Raw genomic sequence first — 23967 nt, 5'->3', positions numbered from 1 at the left:
TCTTAAAAGTCTGTTATACAGACAGCTCTAAGACAGTTTCTTTTAGCGTAAAAAGTCTAATAATGATGGTTGGATAATTCGTGCCCCTACTCCTAATGAAGCACGGTGGACACTTTCCTGGCTCGTTAGCTCCGTGATTACTCGCTCAATATCCGCGTCTTCGTTATCTGAAAGAATCCGTGTTGCCACAACCTCTTGATAAGCAATACGATCATCCACTAACTCTAAGCGATTATAACGGGCTCCAAGCTCTGAGCGTTCGGCTGAGATAATATCTCCCTGTTTCTCAAACCGCCCCATTAAATCCTTTAAGCTCTCTGTATCACTTGTTTCTAACGCAGTTTGAATACCGTTCCACATCTCCAGCATTTCTTTGCTAAAGACATTATCTGGATTAATATTGGACTGAAGCTTTATGCCACGTGATACTTCTATCTCAAATGGCAAGTTTTCCGTACTAACAGATTCAGGATTACTGGAGTCTGTTATTCTGGGCTTATCAATCGCTGTTCCATTAAAAATATACCGACCAGCAACTTGCGTATTGGCTACTTGAACAAAGTCTTCCTTGAGCTGTTCAATTTCCTTTGCAATAGCTTGACGGTCTGATGGGGAAGCAGTATCATTCGAGCCTTGAATCATCAATTCACTCGCCCGATGCATCAAGCTTTGTACGTGATCCAATGAGGCCTCTGAATTCTCCATCCAAGCATACGATTCGCTTAAATTCCGTTTATATTGCTCGAGCTCGGTTAGATTTGTACGATAGTACATTCCCTTCATCGCCACTACTGGGTCGTCAGATGGTCTGGAAATCTTTTTTCCAGTTGCCAGCTGGTCCATGAGTTTCCCCATTTTGCCGTAGCTATTGCTTATATGGCGTAAAGAGTTTTGACTTAGCATACTTTGTGTAATTCTCATTTAACTCTCCTACCTTCCGCCAATGCCCATGCCGTTAATAATTTTATCTAAAAGCTCGTCAGCTAATGAAATCATTCGCGCTGAGGCATTATAGGCATGCTGGAATTGAATCATATTGGTCATTTCTTCATCTAAGGACACACCACTAACGGATTGACGGCGTTGATCGACCGATAATTTTAATGTTTCACTATTATAGGCTAATCGGTTTGCCTCCTGAGCATCTACCGCTAGTCCACCAATAACACTTTCATAATAATCTTGGAATGTCGTCGATACTCCATTCAGTTGCAAGGCACGAGATTTAACCTCTGCAAGAGCCACTGCATTGCTTCCGTCTCCAACTCGACCTGCTACTTCCCCTTTTTGAGGAAAATCAATCGTAATTGTTTTGCCGTTAGAAACGTCAGCTACGCGCACTAACTTCATGTCAAATGCTACAGAAGGATTAACATTTTCGTCTACAAATTCTTCCGACAGAGTAGCCGCTAGTTCTGATAGATCCGAAAAGCCAGCTGACATTTTCATCTCTTGCTTAGGAGATTGTGTCATATCGTAAACCGTGTAAGTAAATTGCTGTACACCATTCGCATCTACTGTAGATTGAAGCGTAATAGACACCGCATCTTTGCCATTATAGCCTTGAAAGTTACCTGTCGGGATAATGCCTTGGTTATAACCAGAAGCAGCGATATTATCAAGTGAGCGCATAATATCTTGCGAAACAGTAAAAAACTTTGCGGCATTTTTTTTATTTTCTGAAGTTATATCTGTATTCGTGAATGAGAAAAATTCATATGCGGTATGGGCTCCTTCATTCATACTGCTAATGCTCCAACCAGATTCGTGTACTCGATTAATCTCTTGCATAAAATCAAATGCAATCGTATCCAAATGGTTAAGCATATCTGGGTAGATTCCCATCTCTTTTTGTCCGTTCATGAATCCAAAAGAATCAATTAACCCTCTTAACTTGCCAGATGACTGCAGCGAATCAATCCCGAAACTAGCATCCCCGATTTTAAATCCATCGACTAAACCGCTATTATGATGAAATTCTAAAGCCATATCATTGGAACGCAAACTAGTTGCATCTACTAATGTTCCAATTTTACGACCAGTATGATCCACTAAATCAATCGTCACTTTTCCATCAGCAATAGCAAGGGAACTACCACCGCTTCCAACAGGAGTGGTTTTGATATTGACAATTTTGGATAGCTCATCAACTAAGCGGTCGCGTTCATCATATAAATCATTCGGCAAATAACCATGTGGTTCCGTTTCGCCGATTTGTTTATTCAAGTTGTTAATTTGCTGTGTGAGTGAATTTACTTGTTTCATCGTAACATTCATCTCATTTTTGATATCTTGTTGGACAGCTGATATCGAATTAGATAAATAGCTAAATGTCTCCGCAACGGCTAGTCCACGTTGCCTGACAACCGAACGAGCACCTGCGTTAGTTGGGTTGACAGCAAGATCCTGAAACGCTTGCCAGAAACGATCTAATGTCGTCGATAATCCTGTTTCAGATGGTTCATTCATGATCTCTTCCATCTTTTGCAACGCATCTGCACGTGATTCCCAATACCCAAGTTTATTGTTTTCGCCACGGTATTGTATGTCTAGAAAGCTCTCCCGCACACGTTGAATACTTCCTGCTTGGACACCTGTTCCGAGCTGTCCTGGAATTTGAGGGCGGTTCATTGAGGCAGGTGGATACGGTTCGGTTTGTACAAAATTCACCCGTTGTCTTGTATATCCAGGAGTATTGGCATTTGCGATATTATGGCCGACTGTTTGTAGGGCTGTTTGTTGTGTTACTAAACCTCGTCTCGCAACCTCGAGACTATGAAATGTTGAACGCATGGGGTCTTCCTCCTAAGCCTTTGAATCGAACATGGATCGCGTCGGGGCATTGGTATTTTTCTTGATGTTCGCTGATTTTTCATAAGTCACTGTGTTTGGCTCCGGGTTTAATGCATTGATCGTCATCGAAACAAACTGCAGTGATTGCTGTAAAAGCTGTTGATTTAATTCATTTTGCTGCTTAATGCTTTCAATTGTATTAGTTAAACGTTCTCTAAGTTGAAGCAAAGCCGCTTTTTCATTCTCGCTCGCATCCACGAGCAACTCAGAAATTGTTTTATTGCCAGAAAGTTCTGCTCTTTGTCGCTCGAGCTGATAGATCGCTGTCGTGCATTTCTTTTCTTCCTTCGTTAGCTCCTGTAAATCTTCTATGCTGTTGCTTTTCACGATTTCTGCTTTCCGGGTCGTTAGTTCGTACAAGGAATCGTGCAAGGCTGCTAATTGTTCAAGGGTTGAAATAATAGTTGGAATGGACATAGGCGCTCCTTATTTGTTGAAATAAAAATCAATCATCTTTGTCGCAGTTGTTTTGGAATCGACTTGATAGGTTCCATTCTCTACCGCAATCTTCAGTGAGGCTACCTTTTCTTGACGTATTTCGGTAAATTTAGACCGTTCCTGCATCTCTAATGCCTTATTGGAAATCTCAATTTGATCCCCTTTTGCTACATTCGATGCTTTCACTGGTGGTTTCGCTTGGTTTTTATACGGATTTATTCCAGAAGGACCGATATTATTTATCTTCATTGCTATCCCTTCTTTCTCGATCAATTTTCTATAGGTTATATCGGCACTAATGCCAGATTGTTTATTTAAATTTTTTGTTTACAACGTGATAGGTTATCGCTTGGTCGTGTAACGCGCGTTGTCTTTCCTCTTCACGGTCCAATTTGGAAAGTTGAGTTTGGATATCTTTTTTACAAGCTGAACAGAGTTTTTCTTCTCTTATTAATGTACCACATCTGTCACAGGGATACCCTAAATGAGGGAATTGTGCTAACTGAATTCGCTTTTTTCGAATAAACTTTATAATAAGATTTTCAGACACTCCAGTACCTTCCACAACCTGGTCCATCGTTGCCGTTCTGTTTTGTCGTTGACGAATAAATTTATAGACACGTTGAAAATCGTTTTCTTCTTGTTTATAACAATTTTCACACACTTCACGAAATGCATTTCTTATGTAAATCTGGTCACAATTTGGGCAATTATCAAGTTGAGACATTACAAAACTCCCCTTTACTTGAATCTTCTATCCTTTATATCGTATGAAATCTGCTAATGTTAACTACGTATGAGCGTTAAAGAAGATATTTCTCCCGCTCCGGCTTCCTTTAACCTCTTCGCTGCCATTCTAATCGTCGTCCCTGTTGTGTAAATATCATCAATGAGTAAAAATCTTCTATTTTTCACGGTTTCTTCATTAGAAACAAAGAATTGATTTTCCGCATCAATTCGTTCCATTCTTGCTTTTTTCGATTGTTTTTCAGCTTCCTTTTTACAAAGAACCTCCACTATCTCACCTTGAAGCAGTTGGGCCAATAGCAGCGATTGATTAAATCCACGTTCATAGAGTCGTTCCTCACTTAACGGGATTGGAACAATAACATAATTCCCTTTTTGAAAATGCTGAAATGCTTGACGTAACTCATCTTGAAAAATAGTGGCAATCACTGCATCTCCCCGGAACTTATAACGTGCCAATACCTCCTTCATGAACTCGTTGTATGAAAAAACAGATCGATTGCAGCTAAGCGCTCCACTATACTCTTTATCCTGCTCCCATTTCACACAGTCTGTACAAGATGTATCATGTCGATGCTCTAGAGGTACATCCAACCACAAACGACCACACTTTACGCAAACTTCACCACTTATTCTTGAAAACTGAACCGAACAAGAGGTACAAATCCGCTTTTCTTTCCCCAACCCTAAAAATTCTCTCCATCCAAAAGTGTTTGAAATAGTCTCATGACACAATAAGCAATTATTCATCTCTGTCACCTTTTAAAAATCCTCCATGCTTTGCCCGATAGTTCATTCTTTTTATATGATCCCTTGCCGCTACCATTTCATTGGTTTTGCCATAATGAAAAAGCCGTACCTCTCCAGTAGCAAACTTCGCATTTCTTCCCGCTCTTCCGGCAATTTGCACAAGCGCACTTTCGGTGAAAATCGTATCCTCGGCTCCAAGCACCGCCACTTGTACATTTGATACTGTGACGCCACGCTCTAAAATCGTCGTCGTTACCAAAATTCTTACCGTTCCTTCTCTGAAACGAGCGACTTTCTCTTTTCGTTCTTTATCTTTCGAATGCACACCCTCCACCTCCTCACCATAGCTCATCTTCAAGAACTCCACGATTTTTTCTAACAGCTTAATATTGGGGACAAAAAGAAAAATCGGTTTATTTTCTTTATAATGCCGCGCGATCCACGCACTCACATTTCGCGGGAGCTTATTCTTTGTGATGCTCGTACGCCAGTTCCCACACCATTCAAATGTAGGTACAGGCAAGGGCTTTCCATGATATCTAGCTGGGATGACAACGCAGGGTAGATTTTTGCGAGAGACATCTCGTTGCATTTCTTTAGAGGGGGTAGCAGAGAGGTAGATAATCGTACCATCTTCTTTCCTCGCTTCATTTGCTGCGTGCTGCAGCATCGGCTCCATCGAGTATGGGAAGGCATCCACCTCATCAATAACAATCGTATCAAAGGCGTGGTAATAACGAAGTAGCTGGTGAGTGGTGGCGATGGTAAGTGGGGCATTTTTCGTGCGGTCTTCGCTACCGCCATAAAGCGTCGCAATTTCTGTCGAAGGAAACACCTGCTGAAGTCGTGGTGAAAGTTCTAATACTACATCGGTTCTAGGAGTAGCGATACAAACTCGTTGTCGTTCGGTGAGTGCAGCTCTAATTCCATCAAATAGCACCTCCGTTTTTCCAGCTCCACAAACGGCCCATACTAGGACGGATGCTCGTTCCTTTACAGATTGGACGACTTTATCAGACGCTTGCTGCTGTCCCTTCGATAATGTTCCCTTCCAATTCAACAAATTAGAATTCCTCTCATAGGAAAGTTCCGGACCACACCAGCTAATAAGTGGTGTACATTCACTCACTCTCCCCATCATGATACATTTTCGACAATACATACAAGTACCCTGACAACGAGCACACTGAAATGTCCCCATAAGGCTTTTCGCCGAATTTCCACATCTATAACATAGGCCGTTTAACACACCATACGAATAGGAGATATGACCCTGTTCATAATGCTCTTGTATTTCGGAAAAAGGAAATGGTAATTCATCATGTAAAAGCCGTTTACCGGAAAGGAATTGTTGCAGTTCACTGGAGTAGGAATAAGGAGATTTTATCAATGGATGTGGCAAATGCGGAAAATCACTAATCTTTCGCGAGTCATCAAACTTTCTTTTAATATCTGGAATTAGTATCTTGTTCTTTTCTTGAAATCGCATAAATACCTCCTTTAATTATGAAAAAAAGACACCAAAAGCAAAAGTGCCTAAGGTGTCTGAAAAAGTAAGTAAAATAAGTTCAGTTTATGAATTAACGTTTATACCATCCAAGTCCAAGAGACCCCTCACCAAGATGTGTGCCGATCACTGGACCAAAATAGCTCAAGAAAAATTCAACATGTGGATATTTTAATTCTAGCTCTCTCTTTAGTTCGGCCGCTTCTGCCTCGCGATTGCCATGAATAACTACCGCTCGCATCGCAACTTGTTCCGATGCATCCTCATCAAACAAATCGAAAATACGTTTCACCGCTTTTTTGCGGGTACGAATTTTTTCAAAAGGAACAATTTTTGTATCAACAAAATGTAAGACTGGCTTAACCTGCAACAAGCTACCGATAATAGCTTGGGCACTGCTTAAACGACCACCACGTTGTAGATGCGAAAGATCATCTACCATAAAGTAAGCTCGATCAGATTCCTTGATTTCTATTAAACGAGATACAATCTCTTCGGGACCTTTTCCTTCGGCTGCCATTTCCGCTGCTTCTAAAACAAAGAAGCCTTGGATCATACAGCTAATCTCGGAATCAAAAACATGGACATCGATTCCTTCGACCATATCTCCTGCCGCAACTGCCCCTTGGTAAGTACCACTAATTCCGCTGGAAAGATGAATACTCACCACCGCATCGTAATCCTTTGCTAGCTTTTCATATAGTTCCACAAACTCTCCTATTGCGGGCTGTGAAGTAGAAGGTAATTCCTTGCTATTCTTTACCTGTTCATAAAACTGATCAATCTTTATTTCAACCTCTTCTTGGTAAGATTCATTTCCGAATATCACGTTCAGAGGAATCATATGTATATCAAGCTTTGCGCGTAAATCTGCAGAGATGTAGGCTGTACTATCTGTAACAATAGCCGTTTTCATATTTTTATGACCATCCTTATACTAATTATTTCTTCGTTTATTTAGATTGTACATGAAACAGTGATAAGTTTCACTCTTTCTTTGCTTTTTATTACCATTTGAATATTATTAAATGGCTCTGTTAAAGTACAGTATTGGTTTGGCCCCTAGCTGTTGATTGGAGCACGAGGCGAAGACTCCTGCGGGAGGTAGCGTTTTGTGGAGACCCCGCAGGCGAAGCCGAGGAGGCTCCACAAGCGCCCCGCGGAAAGCGAAGCCTCGTGCGGAAATCAACTGCGGTGTTTAAAAATAAATAAGAAATCAATCGACGGCATTTGAGAAGATTCGACTAGTGCCTGGCACCAAAAAGCCAAAGAAAAAGCCTTGGAGCCATAAACTCTCCAAGACTAACGAACCTCTACCCAGCCATTTTTAATTGCTACTACAACGGCTTGCGTTCGGTCATTTACATTCATTTTTTGAAGGATATTACTTACGTGGTTTTTTACCGTTTTTTCACTAATAAACAACGCTTCCCCAATTGCTTTGTTGCTTTTTCCGTCTGCTAGAAGCTGTAGAACTTCACACTCACGACGAGTTAACAGATGAAGTGGACGTCGTATTTCCACTTGTTTATAAGCAAGTGTCGCTGTACCACCACCATTACCAGCCCCACTTTCCGTTAGACGACGGTATTCTCTGACCAAGTTATGCGTTACTTTAGGATGTAAATAGGAGCCACCTTCTGCCACTACTTTCACTGCTTCCACTAAAGCATCTGCATCCATTTCCTTCAGCAAGTAACCGCAAGCCCCAGTTTGTAGTGCATGGGTCACATAATTCTCATCATCGTGGATGGACAGAACGATTACCTTGGCATTCGGATTTGCTTCTACAAGCTTCCTTGTTGCCTCAATCCCATTCATTTTCGGCATATTAATATCCATAATAAAAACGTCTGGATCATGTTTTTCCATTAAAGCTAATGCCTCAGCACCGTCGTCACCTTCTGCGACTACATGAAAATTAGCTTCAAAATCTAAAATGCGTTTTACTCCTTCACGGAAAAGCTGATGGTCATCAATAATTACGATTTTTGTTACATCCATTTCTCTCATCCTCCCAATTGCTTCTTTAGCTTAACGGAATTCTGATAAATACAGTAGTGCCATTACCTGGCTTGGATTGTATATTCAATTCGCCACTAATGAGTTCTACTCTTTCTCTCATTCCTAATAAGCCAAACGACTTTTCTTTTTTTTCTGTCGTATCGAACCCAACTCCGTCATCTTTAACGATAACAGTGATATGAGTGGGCATTAATTCGAGTTTTACATGGATATGTGTTGCTTTTGCATGTTTAATTGCATTTTGTAGTGATTCTTGAACTAAGCGAAATACAGCTACTTCTAAGTTGGCAGAAATTCTTGGTTCTTTCCCCGTACCCAAATGGATAAATTCTACCCTTGGCTGCCCATTATTGTACTCCTCGATAGTCGAGATGTATTTTTTTAAAGTAGGAATCAATCCTAAATCATCTAGAGCCATAGGCCGAAGATCATAGATAATTCTTCTCACTTCATAAAGAGCAGAACGAACCATTACCTTTAAGGAACGAATCTCACTAAGTGCTTCCATTGCACCACGTTCACGAAAAGTACGATCAATTAAATCCGAACGCATCATGACGTTTGCTAACATTTGAGCCGGACCATCATGTATTTCTCGCGAAAGTCTTCTTCGTTCCTCTTCTTGCGCTTCCATGATTTTGAATCCAAATTCTCTCTTTTCAGAAGCATCTGCAATCATTTGACCAACCTGCTGAAGGTCACTTGTCACATAATTCAATACGACAGATACTTGACTTGCGAGTCTATCAGCCTTGCTAATAGTCTCCTCTAGATTGAGCAGCCTTCGTTCTATCTCGTTCCTCCGATGGCGTAACTGTGCTTCACTTTGCGAGGTAGTATGTAGTTCTAGCTGCAATTCATGCGCATGATCATATGCATTTCTTATTTCATCTTCTGAATATTTTTTAAATTGCCTACTCACTTCAGATAGTCGATTTCTAGCCATTCGAACTTGTTTATCAAGTTTATCCTGCTTTTCAATAAGTTGCACAACTTGGATTTTTACTGTGTTTAATTCATCAGCAAGGGATTCAAATTCTTTTCTGGAATTTTCTCCGATTTCAAAAATCTCGTCCTTACTTACTTGAACCGTTTTCACCATTTGATCAATTATCAAATCTAATTGTTTAGAGTTTATAACTTTCCGAGACATAGGACATCCTCCAAAAGACCTTGTATTCTTAAAAGAATATCGGTATAACTTCTTTGTGTTATAGTTCATTATACCTAACAATATACAAGACACTATCTGGTATATTATTCATAAACCCCCTTTATTTTGTGGGGGTAATGTCGAAATTTGTCCTTTACTTATTATATCTTATTTAAGCTTGTTGTGTATAACCAACCCGTTAAATCCCTTTTAAATGTACTACTTTCTCTTAAAATGTTCTACTTGGAATGAAATACATTTGATGTAAAGAGCTTGTCGATTTATAATTAAAAAGATAGTTTTGATAGACCACATATCAAATCAATCATTTATATTATAAATGATTGAGAAAATACTTAGAGAGATAGGGGTCCTTCTCATTGTTAGCTCAATACAAAACCGTGCAAGGTTACGGTGAACATGAATTAATTATTCAAAAATCAAAGTTTCTCACCTATGTAAATAGAGCGACAACAGAGGAAGAAGCTCAGGACTTTATTCAAAAAATCAAAAAGAAACACTGGAATGCTACACACAATTGTTCTGCCTATATAATAGGAGAAAATGACCAAATCCAAAAAGCCAATGACGACGGTGAACCATCTGGTACTGCTGGTGTACCTATGCTTGAGGTATTAAAGAAACAAGCTTTAAAAGACACTGTAGTAGTAGTTACCCGTTACTTCGGGGGAATTAAACTTGGAGCAGGCGGATTAATTAGGGCATACGGGAAAGCTACTTCTGATGGACTAAGTTCAACAGGAATTGTCCAAAGGAAATTAATGTGTACAATCCATACTACTATTGAATACACATTATTAGGAAAAGTCGAGAATGAATTGAGAGCATCCGAGTACCAATTAAAAAATATCCATTATTTAGATAAAGTTATTGTTGAAACATATGTAGAAAATAATATGGTGGATACCTTTATCACTTGGATGGTAGAGATAACCAACGGAAAATCAAAAAATGAAAAAGGAGAAACATTATACCTAGAATTATTAAACCCTTAAAAGGGATATTAAGGAGAATGAAAATTGACTAAATCAAGAATACAATATAAAAAGAAAAAAAGAAGATTCCGACCTTTTGTCGTAATTCTCTTAACAGTTTTACTGTTAGGACTAAGCTATGGAGGCTATTTATTTTTCTCAGCTATAAAAGCGGCTAATCATTCATATACCGAATTAGACAGAGGGGACAAGTCAAATCTACGTGATGAAGAAGTTACCATTACGAAAGACCCCATTTCTATTTTAATCACAGGGGTTGAAGACTACACTGATGGAGGAATCGGAAGAACAGATTCCATTATGGTAGCGACATTGAACCCAGATAATCAATCTATGAAACTATTGTCTATACCTCGCGATACGTTGGTAGAGATTCCTGACAGAGCAAATGAAGATAAAATTAATCACGCTTACGCTTTTGGCGGAAAAGACTTAACTATTGAAACGGTAGAGAATTTTTTAGATATTCCAATTGATTATTATGCAAGTGTTAATTTTGAAGGCTTCAAAAAGATTGTAGACGAAATTGGTGGAGTTACGGTAGATGTGCCCTTTGATTTCTGGGAGGATAGCGACGGAAGACCAAGACAACGAATTTATTTCACAGAGGGTGAAATGAAATTAAATGGGGAAGAAGCGCTAGCATATGCGCGAATGCGTAAACAAGATAAACGTGGAGACTTTGGAAGAAACGAAAGACAACAACAAATTATCACAGCTGCTATTGATAGCATGGTTTCACCTGCCACACTCTTAAAATTAGATGATATTGCGAAACATGTAGGTGAAAACGTAGAAACAAACATTTCTCTTACAAGAGGACTTTCTTTACAAAGAACTTATCCTAACATTAATTCGTCTAAAATAGAGAAGTTATCCATCACCGGGGAGGATGCTTACTATGATTCCATTTACTATTTTGTTCCAGATGAAGAAGAGTTGTTAGCTCTGCAACAAGAACTGAAAGCTCATTTAAAGCATAATTAAACCTCAACTAATGCAGAATAGGTGATATAATGTCCAATAGTAATATTATTATTTATCGCGATTCTCTTTTACCCATTTCCGAGACATTTATTCAACAACAAACACTTCGTTTGAAGAAGTTTAATCCATATTATGTTGGGTATAAAAAAGTTAAAAATGGTTTATCTCTACCAGAGAAACAAATGATTGTAAACAGTAAGGATACTAATCCTAAAAATAAAATAAGTGAAGTTTTACAAAAAAAATGGGGATGGAATCCTTTTCTCGTTTCAAGAATGAAAAAGGTAAATCCATCCCTTATTCATGCACATTTTGGACCAGACGGATTGATTGCTAGTTCCTTTGCAAAAAAATTAAATATCCCTTTACTTGTAACTTTTCATGGTTTCGATGCGACAATTAAAAGAGAAGAACTTATGAAACAGGCATTTAATACACGGCTCTACGCAAGTAACTTGGATCAACTTATCAAATCAGGCACCCTATTCATTGCTGTATCAGATTTTATCAAGGAAAAACTTATTCAAAAAGGATTTCCAAAAGAGAAAATAATTACTCATTACGTTGGTATCAATTTGGATTTGCTGCAGCCTAACGAAAAAATAAAGAGAGAAAATACCATACTTTTTGTCGGACGTTTGGTTAAAAATAAAGGATGTGATCACTTACTTCGTGCTTTTCGCGAAATGAATGATGCACATCCAAACGTAAATTTAGAAATTGTAGGAGACGGTCCAGAAAAAAATCATTTACAAACATTAGCTTCTTCACTTAATATAAAAAATGTATGTTTTAAAGGCAAGCTTCCTTATGAAGAAGTCATAGCAAGGATGAACGCCGCGAAGATTTTTTGTGTACCTAGTATTGAAGTTGAATCCGGTGCATCAGAAGGCTTTGGAATGGTATTCGCAGAAGCCAATGCGATGGGTTTACCAGTAGTAAGTTATAAAACAGGTGGCATACCTGAAGCTATACAGCATGGGAAATCCGGTTTATTATCTACACCAGGGGAATGGAAAGATTTAGGCGATAGCATGAACAGACTCCTTAGTGATGAACAGCTTTGGCATGAGTATAGTGTTAATGGGATAAGTAGAGTACAAGAATTATTTGACATGGATAAGCAGACGGAAAAGTTAGAGAAAATATACGAAAATGTGTTATCACATAGTGAGCATACACATTAGTCACTTGAGGTGAAACTATGTACACAACAGCAGATTTTATAATCGCGTTTATAATTGCACTTACCGTCACAATTATTACCACTCCTCTTGTAAAGAAGTTTGCCATTAAATTCGGTTTTGTTGATCAACCAGAGAAAAGGAAAGTTCACAAATCAGTTATGCCTCGACTAGGCGGTATGGCTATCGTTTTAGGAGTAGTAGCAGGTCTATTATACCTTCAACCACCTACAGCCTATATGTTACCTATCATCATTGGTGGGCTAATTATTATCGTGACAGGTGTATTAGACGATAAATATGCTTTATCACCTAAAACCAAGCTTATTGGCCAAATTGCAGCTGCATGTATAGTGGTATTCTCTGGTATTGATATAAATTTCATTACACTTCCCTTTAGTGAAAGAGTGGAGTTAGGATTTATCGGATATATCATTGCTATTTTATGGATTGTCGGTATAACAAATGCTATTAATTTAATTGATGGACTTGATGGATTAGCAAGTGGTGTTTCAGCTATTGCTTTAGGTAGCATTTTAACAATGGCAGTTATTAACAATCATGTTTTAGTTATCGCTTTAACAGTAATTTTATTAGGAAGTACACTCGGATTTCTTTTCTTTAACTTCCATCCCGCAAAAATATTTATGGGAGATACTGGGGCGCTGTTCTTAGGTTACTGTATTAGTGTAATTTCTATATTAGGTCTTTATAAAAGCGTTACATTATTCAGTTTAGTAATTCCTATTATAATTTTGGGAATTCCAATCTTTGATACATTGTTTGCAATCATACGCAGATTGCTCAACAATCAAAGTATTTCTGCTCCAGATAAGCATCATTTACACCATTGTTTACTTTCAATGGGATTTAGTCACCGAGCAACAGTATTGATTATCTATGCTATCGGTATTATCTTCGGTATATCTGCAATCGTGTTCTCTACTGCAACATTATGGGGATCATTAATAATTATCGGGATACTATTTATCCTAGTCCAATTGACAGCCGAGATTATTGGACTTATCGGAAAACGCAAACCATTATTAAACGCAATTAGAAGAACAATTCCAGGAAAATATATTCAAAAAGCACTTAGAGGCAAGTAATTAGGTTAGTTCCTTTTTATAACAATAACAAAAAATAGTTTCAGAGTTTCATATAAAAAAGAAGAGGCTGGGACAAAAGAGTTTTAGTCTAAAAAAAACCCGAACTAATTTGAGTTTTAAGATCAAATTAGTTCGGGTTTTTTTATGTGTTCAACTATACGTTTAAATTTCAGGCTACTCCTGCGGTTGATTGGATTGCAAGACGAAGATTCCTGCTTAGAGAAGTGGCCAATGTGAGACCCCGCGGAAAGCGAAGTCTTGCACGGAAATCAATAGCGGTTTTTAGAGCCGGCACTTAAATTGTTCGTCTTTTGTAAGAGTTTTTTTAGTTTTGTCCCATACCCTACTTTTTTATTTTTTTCTCCGTAAAACATTTTTAACTTGAGTAATTGCTGCACGGTCAATAATCCAAAACAGAACTACATAGACCCCTATACCAAAGACTACCAACACTACTAATAAAAACCAACTTGCATCCATCGTCATTATATTAGCTAATCGATAAATTCCATAAACAATTAACCCCATCAAAATATTAATTAAAGTCGGCTTAGCTAAGGTACCAAAATACGCACGATTTGTTAATCCAATTACATAATGTAAAAGTTTTCTACCTAGTATAAAATTAACAAAACTAACTGTTACGTACGCTAATGCTACAGCATTAATTCCGTCCTTCACTACCAACCAAATTATAATCCCATTAAAGACGGCAACAAACATATCCCATATAAATCCTAAATCCGCCCTTCCCTTAGCAAGCAGAACTGATCCATTAGGATTCATCAATACCCTTAGTATCCCTAGAATACATAAGATTTGAATGACAGGAATGGAAGCATTCCATTTTTCACCGAAAACAACAGGTACTAGTACTTCTGCAGTAGCCATTAATCCCACTAATATCGGGAAAGACACAATGGCTAACATTTTTGTCATTTGTAAGAAGCCTTTTACAATTTGCGAATTATCATTCTGGTTTAGAGAGAAAACCGGAAAGGCAACTTTCGTGATTATCGGATTAATCTTCGTCACAGGTATGACGATTAATTGATAAGCTATCGAATAAATACCTAGCGCTTCCGTGCCCAAGAATCTTCCAATTAACAAATAGTCGATATTAGAAGCAAAGTAATTAACTGTTCTGGAGCCCATTTGAAACATCCCAAAACTCAAAAAGCCGTCTAAATCATTAAAACGAAAATGAAAGGATGGTCTCCATGTATTCCACCCTATAATGAAAAACATGATAGCTTTTACAATCGCTGTAATAATTTGTCCCCAAACTAGTGCCCATACTCCAAATTCCATAAATGCCAAAACTACAGCGATAAAGCTTCCAAATACAATAGAGGATACTTCTACTCTTGCCAGTTGATTGAACTTCAGCTCCTTTTGAAGTAAAAATTGGAACTGTTGACCGATAGGAGATATTAAGAAAATAAACGCTATGTATACTAAAAGTTCGGTTAATCTCGGTTCATTATAAAAAGAAGCAATTAATGGCGAAATCCCTAATACCACTATAAAAACAACTACGCCAGCGAGTAAATTAAGCCAGTATAAGCTCGATAATTGGTTTTTAGTGACCTCTTGCTTATAAACAAGTGCACTACTTATCCCCATATCCATAAACACTTGCGCAAAGATAATAACGACCATTAACATTCCCATAAGACCAAAGTCTGTGGGAGATAATAACCTAGCTAGGATCGCAAACTGTAATAACTGGACAACTGTCACAATTAAGGAGGATAAGCCCGTCCATTTCATGCCACCTAAAAATTGTTTTGTCATTGCAGACAATATAAACACACCTTCCTGACCTATAACTTCTCATACCTTATATACTATAATGCACAATAGAAAAAAAATAAATGAGAATACCATTAGAAAATGGGGCAAAAAAAAGAGATGGGTCTCCCCATCTCTCTCCGTTTACTGAGCTCCGACAACCTGTTTTTCAGGAAGCTTGGAAGATTTGTTTGATTCCTTAAAATAACCATTCGAATAAATATCTCGATAAAACCAATCATAAACTAAAGCATCTAATTCCCATAACACTGGTGATGAGATAGCAGCATCTCCACCTAATACCACCATATGTGTTGAATATTCACTATTATTTTTTTGTTTCTGGATATAATTTTTAGTTACAGTTGGCAATTTAGTTTTGTCAGTTAATATTATTGGTAAATCAAGCTTTGCACCTAAAGAACCTCCTGCTAATGCATCAGGAAAATTTGCTCCTGTTGCAAAAATCAAATCAGAAACTGCAGCATTCTTATTAAAATATTCAATAATTTTAATATTCGTATCGTAACGATCATTACCAGATACTCGTACAGGATTAGGTAGTTCCTTCATAACCTTCTCAGTTATCGCATTAGGACCACCTACAATGATTGTTTTACTGAAATTGTATTTTTTTAAGAAATTTTTCGTATCAGTTGGAATCGTATCTTTTTCCACAAAGACAACTGGGATTTTATATTTTCCAGCAAAGCTAGAAACAGACAAAGCATCAGGGAAGTTACGAGCATTTGCAACAATAACTTCTCCTCCTTTTTTAGCTACATAGTCATTAATAGATACCGCTGTCTTGAAACGATCTGTCCCACTTAAACGATCTACCATAAAACCTTTACTTCTCAAACCATCAAACACTTTTTTCGATACTGCTGCTTCTCCTCCTAAAATAAGAACATTCGATACACCGAATTTTCTTAAGGTATCTACTGTGGAGTCCTTAAGTAGATCTGGAAAAGTTAAAACAATTGGTGCATCTAGTTTCTTGGACAATGCTCCAGCTGCTAAGCTATCCGGGAATGATTGATTACTCGCAAGAATAGCAAAGCTACCCTGCTTAGTCATAATTTTATCATTTAACTGCTTCTCCGTTGGTTCTAGGGTAGTATTGTTTACCCCACTATACCACCCGAGTCCAGCAATATCATTAGAAGTTTCCACAGATGTTGGGCCGAAAATTCGGCCAGCCTCACTGTAAACTTTCATGGCATATCCTGCGTTTATTCGACCGTTCAGACTAATTACTTCCCATCCGTAGTCGAATGGGTTCGGTTCTGCTGAAACCTCGGTTATATATCGCAGCTGATTGCCATTTAATTCTGGCGCATGATTCTTCAATAAGCCCGCCAATGAAGCTACCATAGGAGAGGCCATACTAGTTCCATCCATATATTCGTATCTATCTTTACCGTATGTGCTTAAAATGTCCACCCCTGGAGCTGTAACCGATACCCAGGTACCGAAGTTTGAGAAGTGGGCTGGATAATCTGTCCATCCATCAATAGCTCCGACACTTAACACGGTTGGATATGCCGCAGGATACATATAAGAGGAGGAACCATTGTTACCTGCCGCCGCTACAACTAATACATTTTTATCATAAGCATATTGGACCATCTCTTCTACGTAGGAGTTATAAGCTCCACCTAAACTTAGATTAATGATGTCCGCCCCGTTATCCACTGCATACTTGATCCCTTTTGCAATATCAGATGCCCATAAGCGATTGGCATCACCAACCTTGACTGGCATGATAGACACACCTTTTGATAAGGAAGCTATACCTATCTGATTATTTGTTTGAGCCCCTACTATTCCAGCTACATGTGTACCATGACCGACGTCATCTACTGGTTTGTTATTATTTTGTAGTACATTATATGGCTTTACAATCTGGTTTTTTAAATCAGGGTGTTCAATATGGACGCCCGAATCTAACACAGCAACTACAGGTCTCTTTTTCGGTTTAAATAAATTCCACGCTTTGTTCGCATCCACCCTATCAAAGTCAATTGACTGATAGTCGTTATAATATGGATCATTTACTCCGAAAAACTCATATTCTATATCTTCTACTGCATATTCAACTTGCGGAAGACTCTCCAATTCTTGTAAACTATCGTTCAATTCAGAAGCTGGGACTTCGATTACATCAACTTTCGCTTCCTTGTTTTTATTTATACTTTTAAACGATAGATCTTTTGGCATGTCCTTGTAAGTGTTATATTTTACAATAACACGCTTATTTTCTTTATTTTCTTCCGCCTCAATAAAACTAGGATTTAGAAGAATAGAAAGAAACAATAGAATACTAATTAATCCTGATAATTTTTTCATCCCTTCACCTCGTGTCAAATTTTAGTTTCTCTTGTTATAAACTTACAATATTAGTTAGTAAACTGTAAACAACTATATCTATCAATTTTAAAATATAAATGTAGGAATGACAGATAAAACTTAATGGTTTATGCCTCTTTATGTGGAAGGACATTTATGATATCCTATATAGGTGGATTTTAGAAAAACATTATTCGACAAGCATAGGAGATTTACTATGACAGAAAATAAAGTATTTGGTATGAAAGAAAGTATTTGGTTTATCGTTATTATCGCCGCTTTAATTTTCAAACCTTCACCAGGGTTATTATTAGGAGAAAACTCTATTATTGGATTTACTCTCATTACAATATTTTTGGCTACCCTCCTTTTAATTGGATGGAGTCAGTTTGCAATTATTAAAAATCCCATTTCTTATATGCAAGAACAAAGGAAAGACAATTATATTTTTTTGTATATAATTATCACTGCTATTTCTTTTATCATTTCAACGGTTTACGGAATGATAACGGTTCCTGACAAAACGAAAGTTACGGATTTCTTAGAACTTTATCGTTATGCTTGCTATGCTGTTTTCTTCCTATTAGCTAAAGAAGTTACAGCAAAAACTTGGGGAGTACTATTAAAAGCTTTCTTAGTGATGGTTGCAGCTTTCGAGGTTTTCGGAATTCTTCAATTTCTAGACCTATTCAATGTAAATGATACGATTGGTCAACTCTATACAATAAGTCAGCGCCATTATAATATGATTATTTATCAGCATCGTATACCAAGTACTTTTTTAAATCCTAATATGTATGGTTCCTTCTTAATTATAGTAGCGGCTATTTTGGTTGCACTTTTGACTTATATGAAGACAACAAAATGGCGTAGAATTGGCATTTATACATTGCTATTACTTACATTTATTAGCGTGTTACTAACTACTTCAAGAACTGCAGTTATTGCAGTAGGTGGAATTGTAGTCTACTGGATTATTTTATCCATAATTGTAAATCGACATATTTGGAAACGACAAATAGCTAATGGTCTAATCGTATTACTTATGTTTCTAGTAGTAGCAGCATCCTTAGTTCCTCAAATTGCCTATTTAGATTATGCTGCAACACAGATTTTTTCAACCTATCAAAAAGATCGTTCAAAGGACAAGCCTACCGATATTTCAAAAGAGGAAATGGAAGAACAAGAACGCCACAATGCAGCTAGGGAATCTCTTGAGAGTGTCAGCAGTTTTAAAAATCGATATGACTATTGGGTTATGAACTACGAAGAGTTTTTAGAATCACCAGTAATTGGTCATGGCCCGATGCGGAGCAATTTTGTATCTTTTGCTGACAACACTTATTTGTATATTCTTGCTAGATACGGAGCGGTGGGGATGTTAGTATTTCTAAGCTTTGTATTATATGGCTATTTCAAGACTATAATGATGCTATTAAAACCTGCTGTATCCGGACCTAGGAAAACTTTAGCTATAGCAATAAACCTTATTTTAGTTGGATATTTAGTAATGGGAATGGTATCTGAAGTATGGTATAACCTGCAGGCTATGACCTTCTTGTTTGTATTATTTGGATTAATGCTTAATAAAAAATTGCCTGATTAAAACCTGAAGTAACTTTTAATTTTGTGCCCGGTTTCTTTTTATAGTAAAATATCCTACACTTACCTTGATTTGGATATTTTATAAGGGGAACCAGGCATTTTCCTTTTATATATATTTACTACATTCATCCACATAGTAGGAGAAGTGAACTTAATGAAAATACTATATTTATCTTGGTTTAACTCTGGTGAAGGGTCTCAAGTGCATGCAAAAGAGTTTATTCATGCAATGGAACAATTAGGTCATGATATTGTACCAGTAGAGCTCTCATTAAAATCAAAAAAACAACTACAGAATTTAAAAATACAATCTAGTTCTATTTCATCTCAAAAGCCCAAATTCGCCTTTCTTAAGGAATTCAAAACATTTTTATTAAACATCTTACGTATTATTCGATTATTAAAGCTCTATAAGGAACACAAGCCTGATGCTATCATCAACCGTTATTTAATCTATGATTTTTCTGCCATTATTGCTGGAAAAATCCTGCGAATCCCCGTTATGTATGAAGTGAACGCTTCTGCTGTATACGAGAGAGATATCGAAAACAAATACTATATTAAGCCTTTAGCTCGATTTATCGAAAAACTTATTTTCAAGAAATCAGACGCGGTTACGGTAGTTTCACAAGAATTAAAAGATTACTTTGATCGAAATGATTACCATACCAAAAAAACCTTAGTCATTCCCAATGGTGTCGATATAACACGTTATCCGGAATTTATCGAAACACCTGACAGATTCCAGCCGATTGCTTCAAAATGGCAAGACAAAACGATTATTGGTTTTCTTGGAAGTCTAAAATCTTGGCATGGTGTTCAGCGTTTAATTACACTCTTACCTTCAATATTACAAGAAAATAAAGATATCCGTTTACTTATTATTGGTGATGGTAATGAGCGCGAAGCAATAGAAGCCGAAATTAACGCATTAAATATCAAAGAATTTGTTCATATTTCTGGCTTTATTCCTCATAAAGAGGTCCCTGGTGCATTAAACCTTTTAGATATCACTATCGCACCATATAAAAACATTGAGAATTTCTATTTCTCTCCATTGAAGATTTTTGAATACATGGCTGCTGGAAAGCCTGTTGTAGCTCCTCCATATGGTCAAATTAAGGAGTTAGTGACAGAAGATACTGGCATACTACTCCCAAATAATAGCGACCAAGAACTAAAGGAAGCTATCTTAGAGCTTGCAGCAAATCCAAACAAACGACAGGAGCTTGGTAGACAGGCTCGCGTTCATATGGAAAACAACTATACTTGGAAAATCAATGCATCCAAAATAGCCGAAAGACTTAAAGAAATTCAGTGAACTACCCGCGACTTACCGTTGAGCTTCCCCCTTCATACATTTGAAGAGGGAGACTTCTTTAAAAAGCTCTAAAAAAGAAGCTTGCAAATGCAGTAAGTAGTTAGGTTCCGAGGTAGAAAAATAAAAAGAACAAGTGTTTTAGCAAGCAAATTAGCATATCAATCCGCTTCCTTCTTTTATTGTTCGGACAAGGATGGAAAATACCAACAGATTTAGCATAGGTTTTAACAAGTGGGCAATAGCTATTGTCAGCATTATCAAAAACGTTGCAAATTGTGAAATCAATAAGTAGATTTATCTACGGAAATGAAGGGTTAGTTCGGGGATGTGGTTAAGGATCCTAGCTGATAAATAGACGGAAAATTTCCGCTTAATTCGTCATTATGAAGCAAAAACGCTAATATAAACGTAGAAATTCCGCCTATTGACTCGAAAAATGCGAAAATGGGGGATTTTGCGATGCTTAATCGGAATATCTTCTCTTATTTACCCCAAAACGAGCTCCATTTCTGTATTTAATCGGAAAACCTCCCCTTATTTTCCTTCTTGTTAGTTCTTGATTAAGAACAAGAAGTGAGTTTTCCAAGAAACCCTCATTCTGATGCATGATGGTTACCATATCACATATAAGTAAAGTTTTAAACAGGGATGTCCTTAAGTAAAAATTAATTTAGTTGAAAAACTGGACATTAGATGATAAAAAACGCAGAGGATGCTAAAACCACTGCGTTTTTCTGTGTGATATTGGTGTCTAGTCTAAAAGAATGCGATTTAGCTTGATATTGACCTTGTTAATTCGGTTTTTCTACTTCACAACCGAACTACTTGCAAATGCAGGCTTCTTTTTTTTTAGCGTTGAGTTGGTTTCCAAGTAGCTTGTCGCTTTCCGGAAATTGCACGCAATGTTCCGAGTAAAGCTGCGTAATTCACTAAACAAAAATAGTATGGAATATAAGTAATCTTAGACTTTATCCACTTACCTAAAAAGGCAAGTCCATAAAATGCAATCTGCAACCCTAATAATACTTGATATAGCGGTTGATCTAATAAAAAGATGTTGATTAGTAAAATCAAAATTAGATAATAGGGCACTAACCATCTTAAAAATTTATGGGACATATATTTATAGAAAAAGTCAAAATTCATAAAAGGGTTTAAAAGTTTACGATAATGCATTATTCCTGTAAAGCTTCTCGTAACAATACGAACTTTTCTTCCGAATTCTTCCTTACTTTCAGATGATGTTTCCTCTCTTGTGATGGCAAGTGGCTCATAGACAAAGCGCTTCCCCTGTCTGATGATAATTAAAGGGTTTTGCATATCATCTCCCACATTAGGATTCATCGGCTGGAATAACTCTTTTCGTAATGCATAGATAGATCCATTTGCTACAATGGCTGTACCTGTTTTGGTTTCCATTTCTTTAAGGAATTTTTCATACTTCCAATACGCTCCCTCCGATTCCCCGATTGCAGAACCTCCGGAGTTTAGAAGCTTTAATTCACCACAAACTCCTCCTATTTCTTCATCAGCAAAATGAGGGATTAGATGCATTAGAGCATCCTTGTCGTACATCGAATTAGCATCAGAAAAAACAAGAATTTCTCCAGTTGCAATAGGAACCGACTTATTCAGCGCTTCTGTTTTGCCTTTTCTCCCCTTAACAACATGTAGTCGTATATTGGGATATTTCCCTTCAAACTTCTGAACGATTTCATTTGTACGATCACTTGAATCATCCGATACAACGATTATTTCTAAAAGATCCTTTGGATAATCAAGTCCAACACTGTTCTTGAGTTTGTACTCAATAACTTTTTCTTCATTATAAGCAGCAATAAATAAAGTTACCTTGGGTAGATAGTTTGAATTACTTTTTACTGGTTTGTTCACAAATTTAGCAACGATTTTTAACAATACCGGGTACCCGACATAGATGTAGACAGTTAAGATAATAAAAAACCATAATAATATTTCAAGCCACATGACAATACTTCCTTTCTAAAAGCAAAGGTAAAATTCACTTAAATTAAAAAGCCAAAACCTTGCCAATGACAAGGTTTCAACTAAGCACACTAAAGTATTCTTAAGATGATACAGCGATTATCGATTATATTGGATAAAGCCTACCAAGCTACCCCTCTTATTTTCTTTCCATACCGCTACTCTTACTACAAAATACTAGTTTTTTTCATCTAGTATTTCCTTTAACCACTTTTTTAATGGGGCACTTAAATCGTCGCGATTTAATGCGAACTCTACGGTTGCTTGTACGAATCCATATTTATCCCCTATATCATATCTTTTACCGGTGAACTCCTGGCCATAGACAGCCTCTATTTTATTTAATTCACTTAATGCATCTGTAAGTTGAATTTCATTCCCTCTACCAGGCTTTATATATCCCAAGATATCTAAGATTGCAGGTGACAATACATATCTACCCATTATCGCCATTCTCGAAGGAGCTTCTTCTTTTAGTGGTTTCTCCACTAAATTTTTTATTTTGTATAGACCGTTAGTAACGTCACTTTCTAAATAGTCAATGACGCCATATTTTGACACATCTTCTTCGCTAACTTCTTGTACACCAATAACGGAGCTATTCTTTTCTTCATAGACATCCATTAATTGCTTGAGACAGGGTGGATCAGATACAACAATATCATCGCCCAGCATCACTGCAAATGGATCATTTCCAATAAATTTTCTTGCACACCATATTGCATGACCCAGACCTTTTGGCTCTTTTTGTCTTATGTAGTGAATATCCACCATTTCAGAGATCTTTCTTATTTCCTCTAATTCCTTTTCCTTCCCTTTTTTTAATAATAGCTCTTCTAATTCTAAGGATTTATCAAAATGATCTTCAATCGCTCTTTTACCACGTCCAGTTACAATTAAAATATCTTCTATTCCTGAGTCTATTGCTTCTTCTATAATATATTGAATTGTTGGTCTATCAACAATAGGTAGCATTTCTTTTGGTTGAGCCTTCGTAGCAGGCAAAAACCTGGTACCCATTCCTGCCGCTGGAATAATGGCCTTTTTTACTTTCATAGGATACTACACCTCTTTTTTTAGTCATTAATAGTATATTATTCCTCAAAACAAGCATTTGTATTA

Annotated in this window: 20 protein-coding genes; 6 read left to right on the top strand and 14 right to left on the bottom strand. The window is 37.2% G+C overall.

Annotation, left to right across the window (positions count from 1 at the left end; translation table 11 throughout):
• Positions 1-42: 42 nt before the first annotated feature.
• From flgL to BK580_RS02905, 10 genes are all read right to left on the bottom strand, one after another.
• Complete coding sequence (gene flgL, locus BK580_RS02950) at positions 43-921, bottom strand: flagellar hook-associated protein FlgL (protein ID WP_078378891.1); 879 nt, start codon at positions 919-921, stop codon at positions 43-45.
• A 9-nt stretch (positions 922-930) separates the two neighbouring features.
• Positions 931-2793, bottom strand: a complete 1863-nt coding sequence (gene flgK, locus BK580_RS02945; RefSeq protein ID WP_078378890.1) for a flagellar hook-associated protein FlgK — start codon at positions 2791-2793, stop codon at positions 931-933.
• 12 nt (positions 2794-2805) lie between these two features.
• Positions 2806-3270, bottom strand: coding sequence for a flagellar protein FlgN (locus tag BK580_RS02940; protein ID WP_078378889.1), 465 nt, complete (start codon positions 3268-3270; stop codon positions 2806-2808).
• Positions 3271-3279: 9 nt separating this feature from the next.
• On the bottom strand, positions 3280-3540 hold the full coding sequence (flgM, locus tag BK580_RS02935) for a flagellar biosynthesis anti-sigma factor FlgM (protein WP_078378888.1): 261 nt from the start codon (positions 3538-3540) through the stop codon (positions 3280-3282).
• Positions 3541-3601: 61 nt separating this feature from the next.
• Positions 3602-4018, bottom strand: a complete 417-nt coding sequence (locus BK580_RS02930) for a TIGR03826 family flagellar region protein (RefSeq protein WP_078378887.1) — start codon at positions 4016-4018, stop codon at positions 3602-3604.
• 59 nt (positions 4019-4077) lie between these two features.
• Positions 4078-4788, bottom strand: coding sequence for a ComFC family protein (locus tag BK580_RS02925; RefSeq protein WP_139364966.1), 711 nt, complete (start codon positions 4786-4788; stop codon positions 4078-4080).
• Positions 4781-6277 carry an ATP-dependent helicase ComFA gene (locus tag BK580_RS02920; protein ID WP_078378885.1) on the bottom strand — a complete coding sequence of 499 codons (1497 nt, stop codon included), beginning with the start codon at positions 6275-6277 and terminating at the stop codon, positions 4781-4783. Before BK580_RS02920 ends, BK580_RS02925 begins: the two co-directional genes overlap by 8 nt.
• 91 nt (positions 6278-6368) lie before the next feature.
• Entirely contained in the window at positions 6369-7211 is an 843-nt protein-coding gene (locus BK580_RS02915; RefSeq protein ID WP_078378884.1) for a DegV family protein, read from the bottom strand.
• A gap of 386 nt (positions 7212-7597) precedes the next feature.
• The gene (locus BK580_RS02910; protein ID WP_078378883.1) at positions 7598-8299 is read right to left on the bottom strand and encodes a response regulator; all 702 of its coding nucleotides are present in this window, start codon (positions 8297-8299) and stop codon (positions 7598-7600) included.
• Between the two features lie 25 nt (positions 8300-8324).
• Positions 8325-9473, bottom strand: coding sequence for a sensor histidine kinase (locus BK580_RS02905; protein ID WP_078378882.1), 1149 nt, complete (start codon positions 9471-9473; stop codon positions 8325-8327).
• A 380-nt stretch (positions 9474-9853) separates the two neighbouring features.
• Between BK580_RS02905 and BK580_RS02900 the strand changes: the two genes are divergently transcribed.
• The 4 genes from BK580_RS02900 to BK580_RS02885 are packed head-to-tail and all read left to right on the top strand — an operon-like array spanning position 9854 to position 13769.
• Entirely contained in the window at positions 9854-10489 is a 636-nt protein-coding gene (locus BK580_RS02900) for a YigZ family protein (RefSeq protein WP_078378881.1), read from the top strand.
• Positions 10490-10513: 24 nt separating this feature from the next.
• On the top strand, positions 10514-11476 hold the full coding sequence (locus tag BK580_RS02895) for an LCP family protein (RefSeq protein WP_078378880.1): 963 nt from the start codon (positions 10514-10516) through the stop codon (positions 11474-11476).
• Between the two features lie 29 nt (positions 11477-11505).
• Positions 11506-12663 (top strand): glycosyltransferase, encoded by a 1158-nt coding sequence (locus tag BK580_RS02890; RefSeq protein ID WP_078378879.1) that lies wholly within the window; start codon positions 11506-11508, stop codon positions 12661-12663.
• A gap of 17 nt (positions 12664-12680) precedes the next feature.
• Positions 12681-13769, top strand: coding sequence for a glycosyltransferase family 4 protein (locus BK580_RS02885; RefSeq protein ID WP_078378878.1), 1089 nt, complete (start codon positions 12681-12683; stop codon positions 13767-13769).
• A gap of 351 nt (positions 13770-14120) precedes the next feature.
• Here the strand turns inward: BK580_RS02885 and tuaB are convergent, their stop codons facing one another.
• Together tuaB and BK580_RS02875 are read right to left on the bottom strand one after the other, a co-directional pair.
• A complete protein-coding gene (gene tuaB / locus BK580_RS02880) occupies positions 14121-15566 on the bottom strand; it encodes a teichuronic acid biosynthesis protein TuaB (RefSeq protein ID WP_235864103.1) in 1446 nt (481 codons plus the stop codon).
• A 141-nt stretch (positions 15567-15707) separates the two neighbouring features.
• Positions 15708-17915, bottom strand: a complete 2208-nt coding sequence (locus tag BK580_RS02875) for a S8 family serine peptidase (RefSeq protein WP_139364827.1) — start codon at positions 17913-17915, stop codon at positions 15708-15710.
• Positions 17916-18132: 217 nt separating this feature from the next.
• On the opposite strand from BK580_RS02875, the gene BK580_RS02870 reads away from it, so the two are divergent.
• On the top strand, positions 18133-19521 hold the full coding sequence (locus BK580_RS02870; protein WP_078378875.1) for an O-antigen ligase family protein: 1389 nt from the start codon (positions 18133-18135) through the stop codon (positions 19519-19521).
• A 153-nt stretch (positions 19522-19674) separates the two neighbouring features.
• On the top strand, positions 19675-20841 hold the full coding sequence (locus BK580_RS02865; RefSeq protein ID WP_078378874.1) for a glycosyltransferase: 1167 nt from the start codon (positions 19675-19677) through the stop codon (positions 20839-20841).
• 849 nt (positions 20842-21690) lie between these two features.
• On the opposite strand, the gene BK580_RS02860 is transcribed toward BK580_RS02865, so the two are convergent.
• The gene (locus BK580_RS02860) at positions 21691-22827 is read right to left on the bottom strand and encodes a glycosyltransferase family 2 protein (RefSeq protein ID WP_078378873.1); all 1137 of its coding nucleotides are present in this window, start codon (positions 22825-22827) and stop codon (positions 21691-21693) included.
• A 195-nt stretch (positions 22828-23022) separates the two neighbouring features.
• On the bottom strand, positions 23023-23901 hold the full coding sequence (gene galU / locus BK580_RS02855) for a UTP--glucose-1-phosphate uridylyltransferase GalU (RefSeq protein WP_078378872.1): 879 nt from the start codon (positions 23899-23901) through the stop codon (positions 23023-23025).
• Positions 23902-23967: the final 66 nt, after the last annotated feature.

Source organism: Sutcliffiella halmapala (assembly GCF_002019665.1).
In the GTDB taxonomy this organism is placed as follows: Bacteria; Bacillota; Bacilli; order Bacillales; family Bacillaceae_I; genus Sutcliffiella_A; species Sutcliffiella_A halmapala.
The sequence above is the reverse complement of the archived record's forward strand: the minus strand, read 5'-3'. Positions and strand labels throughout refer to the sequence as shown.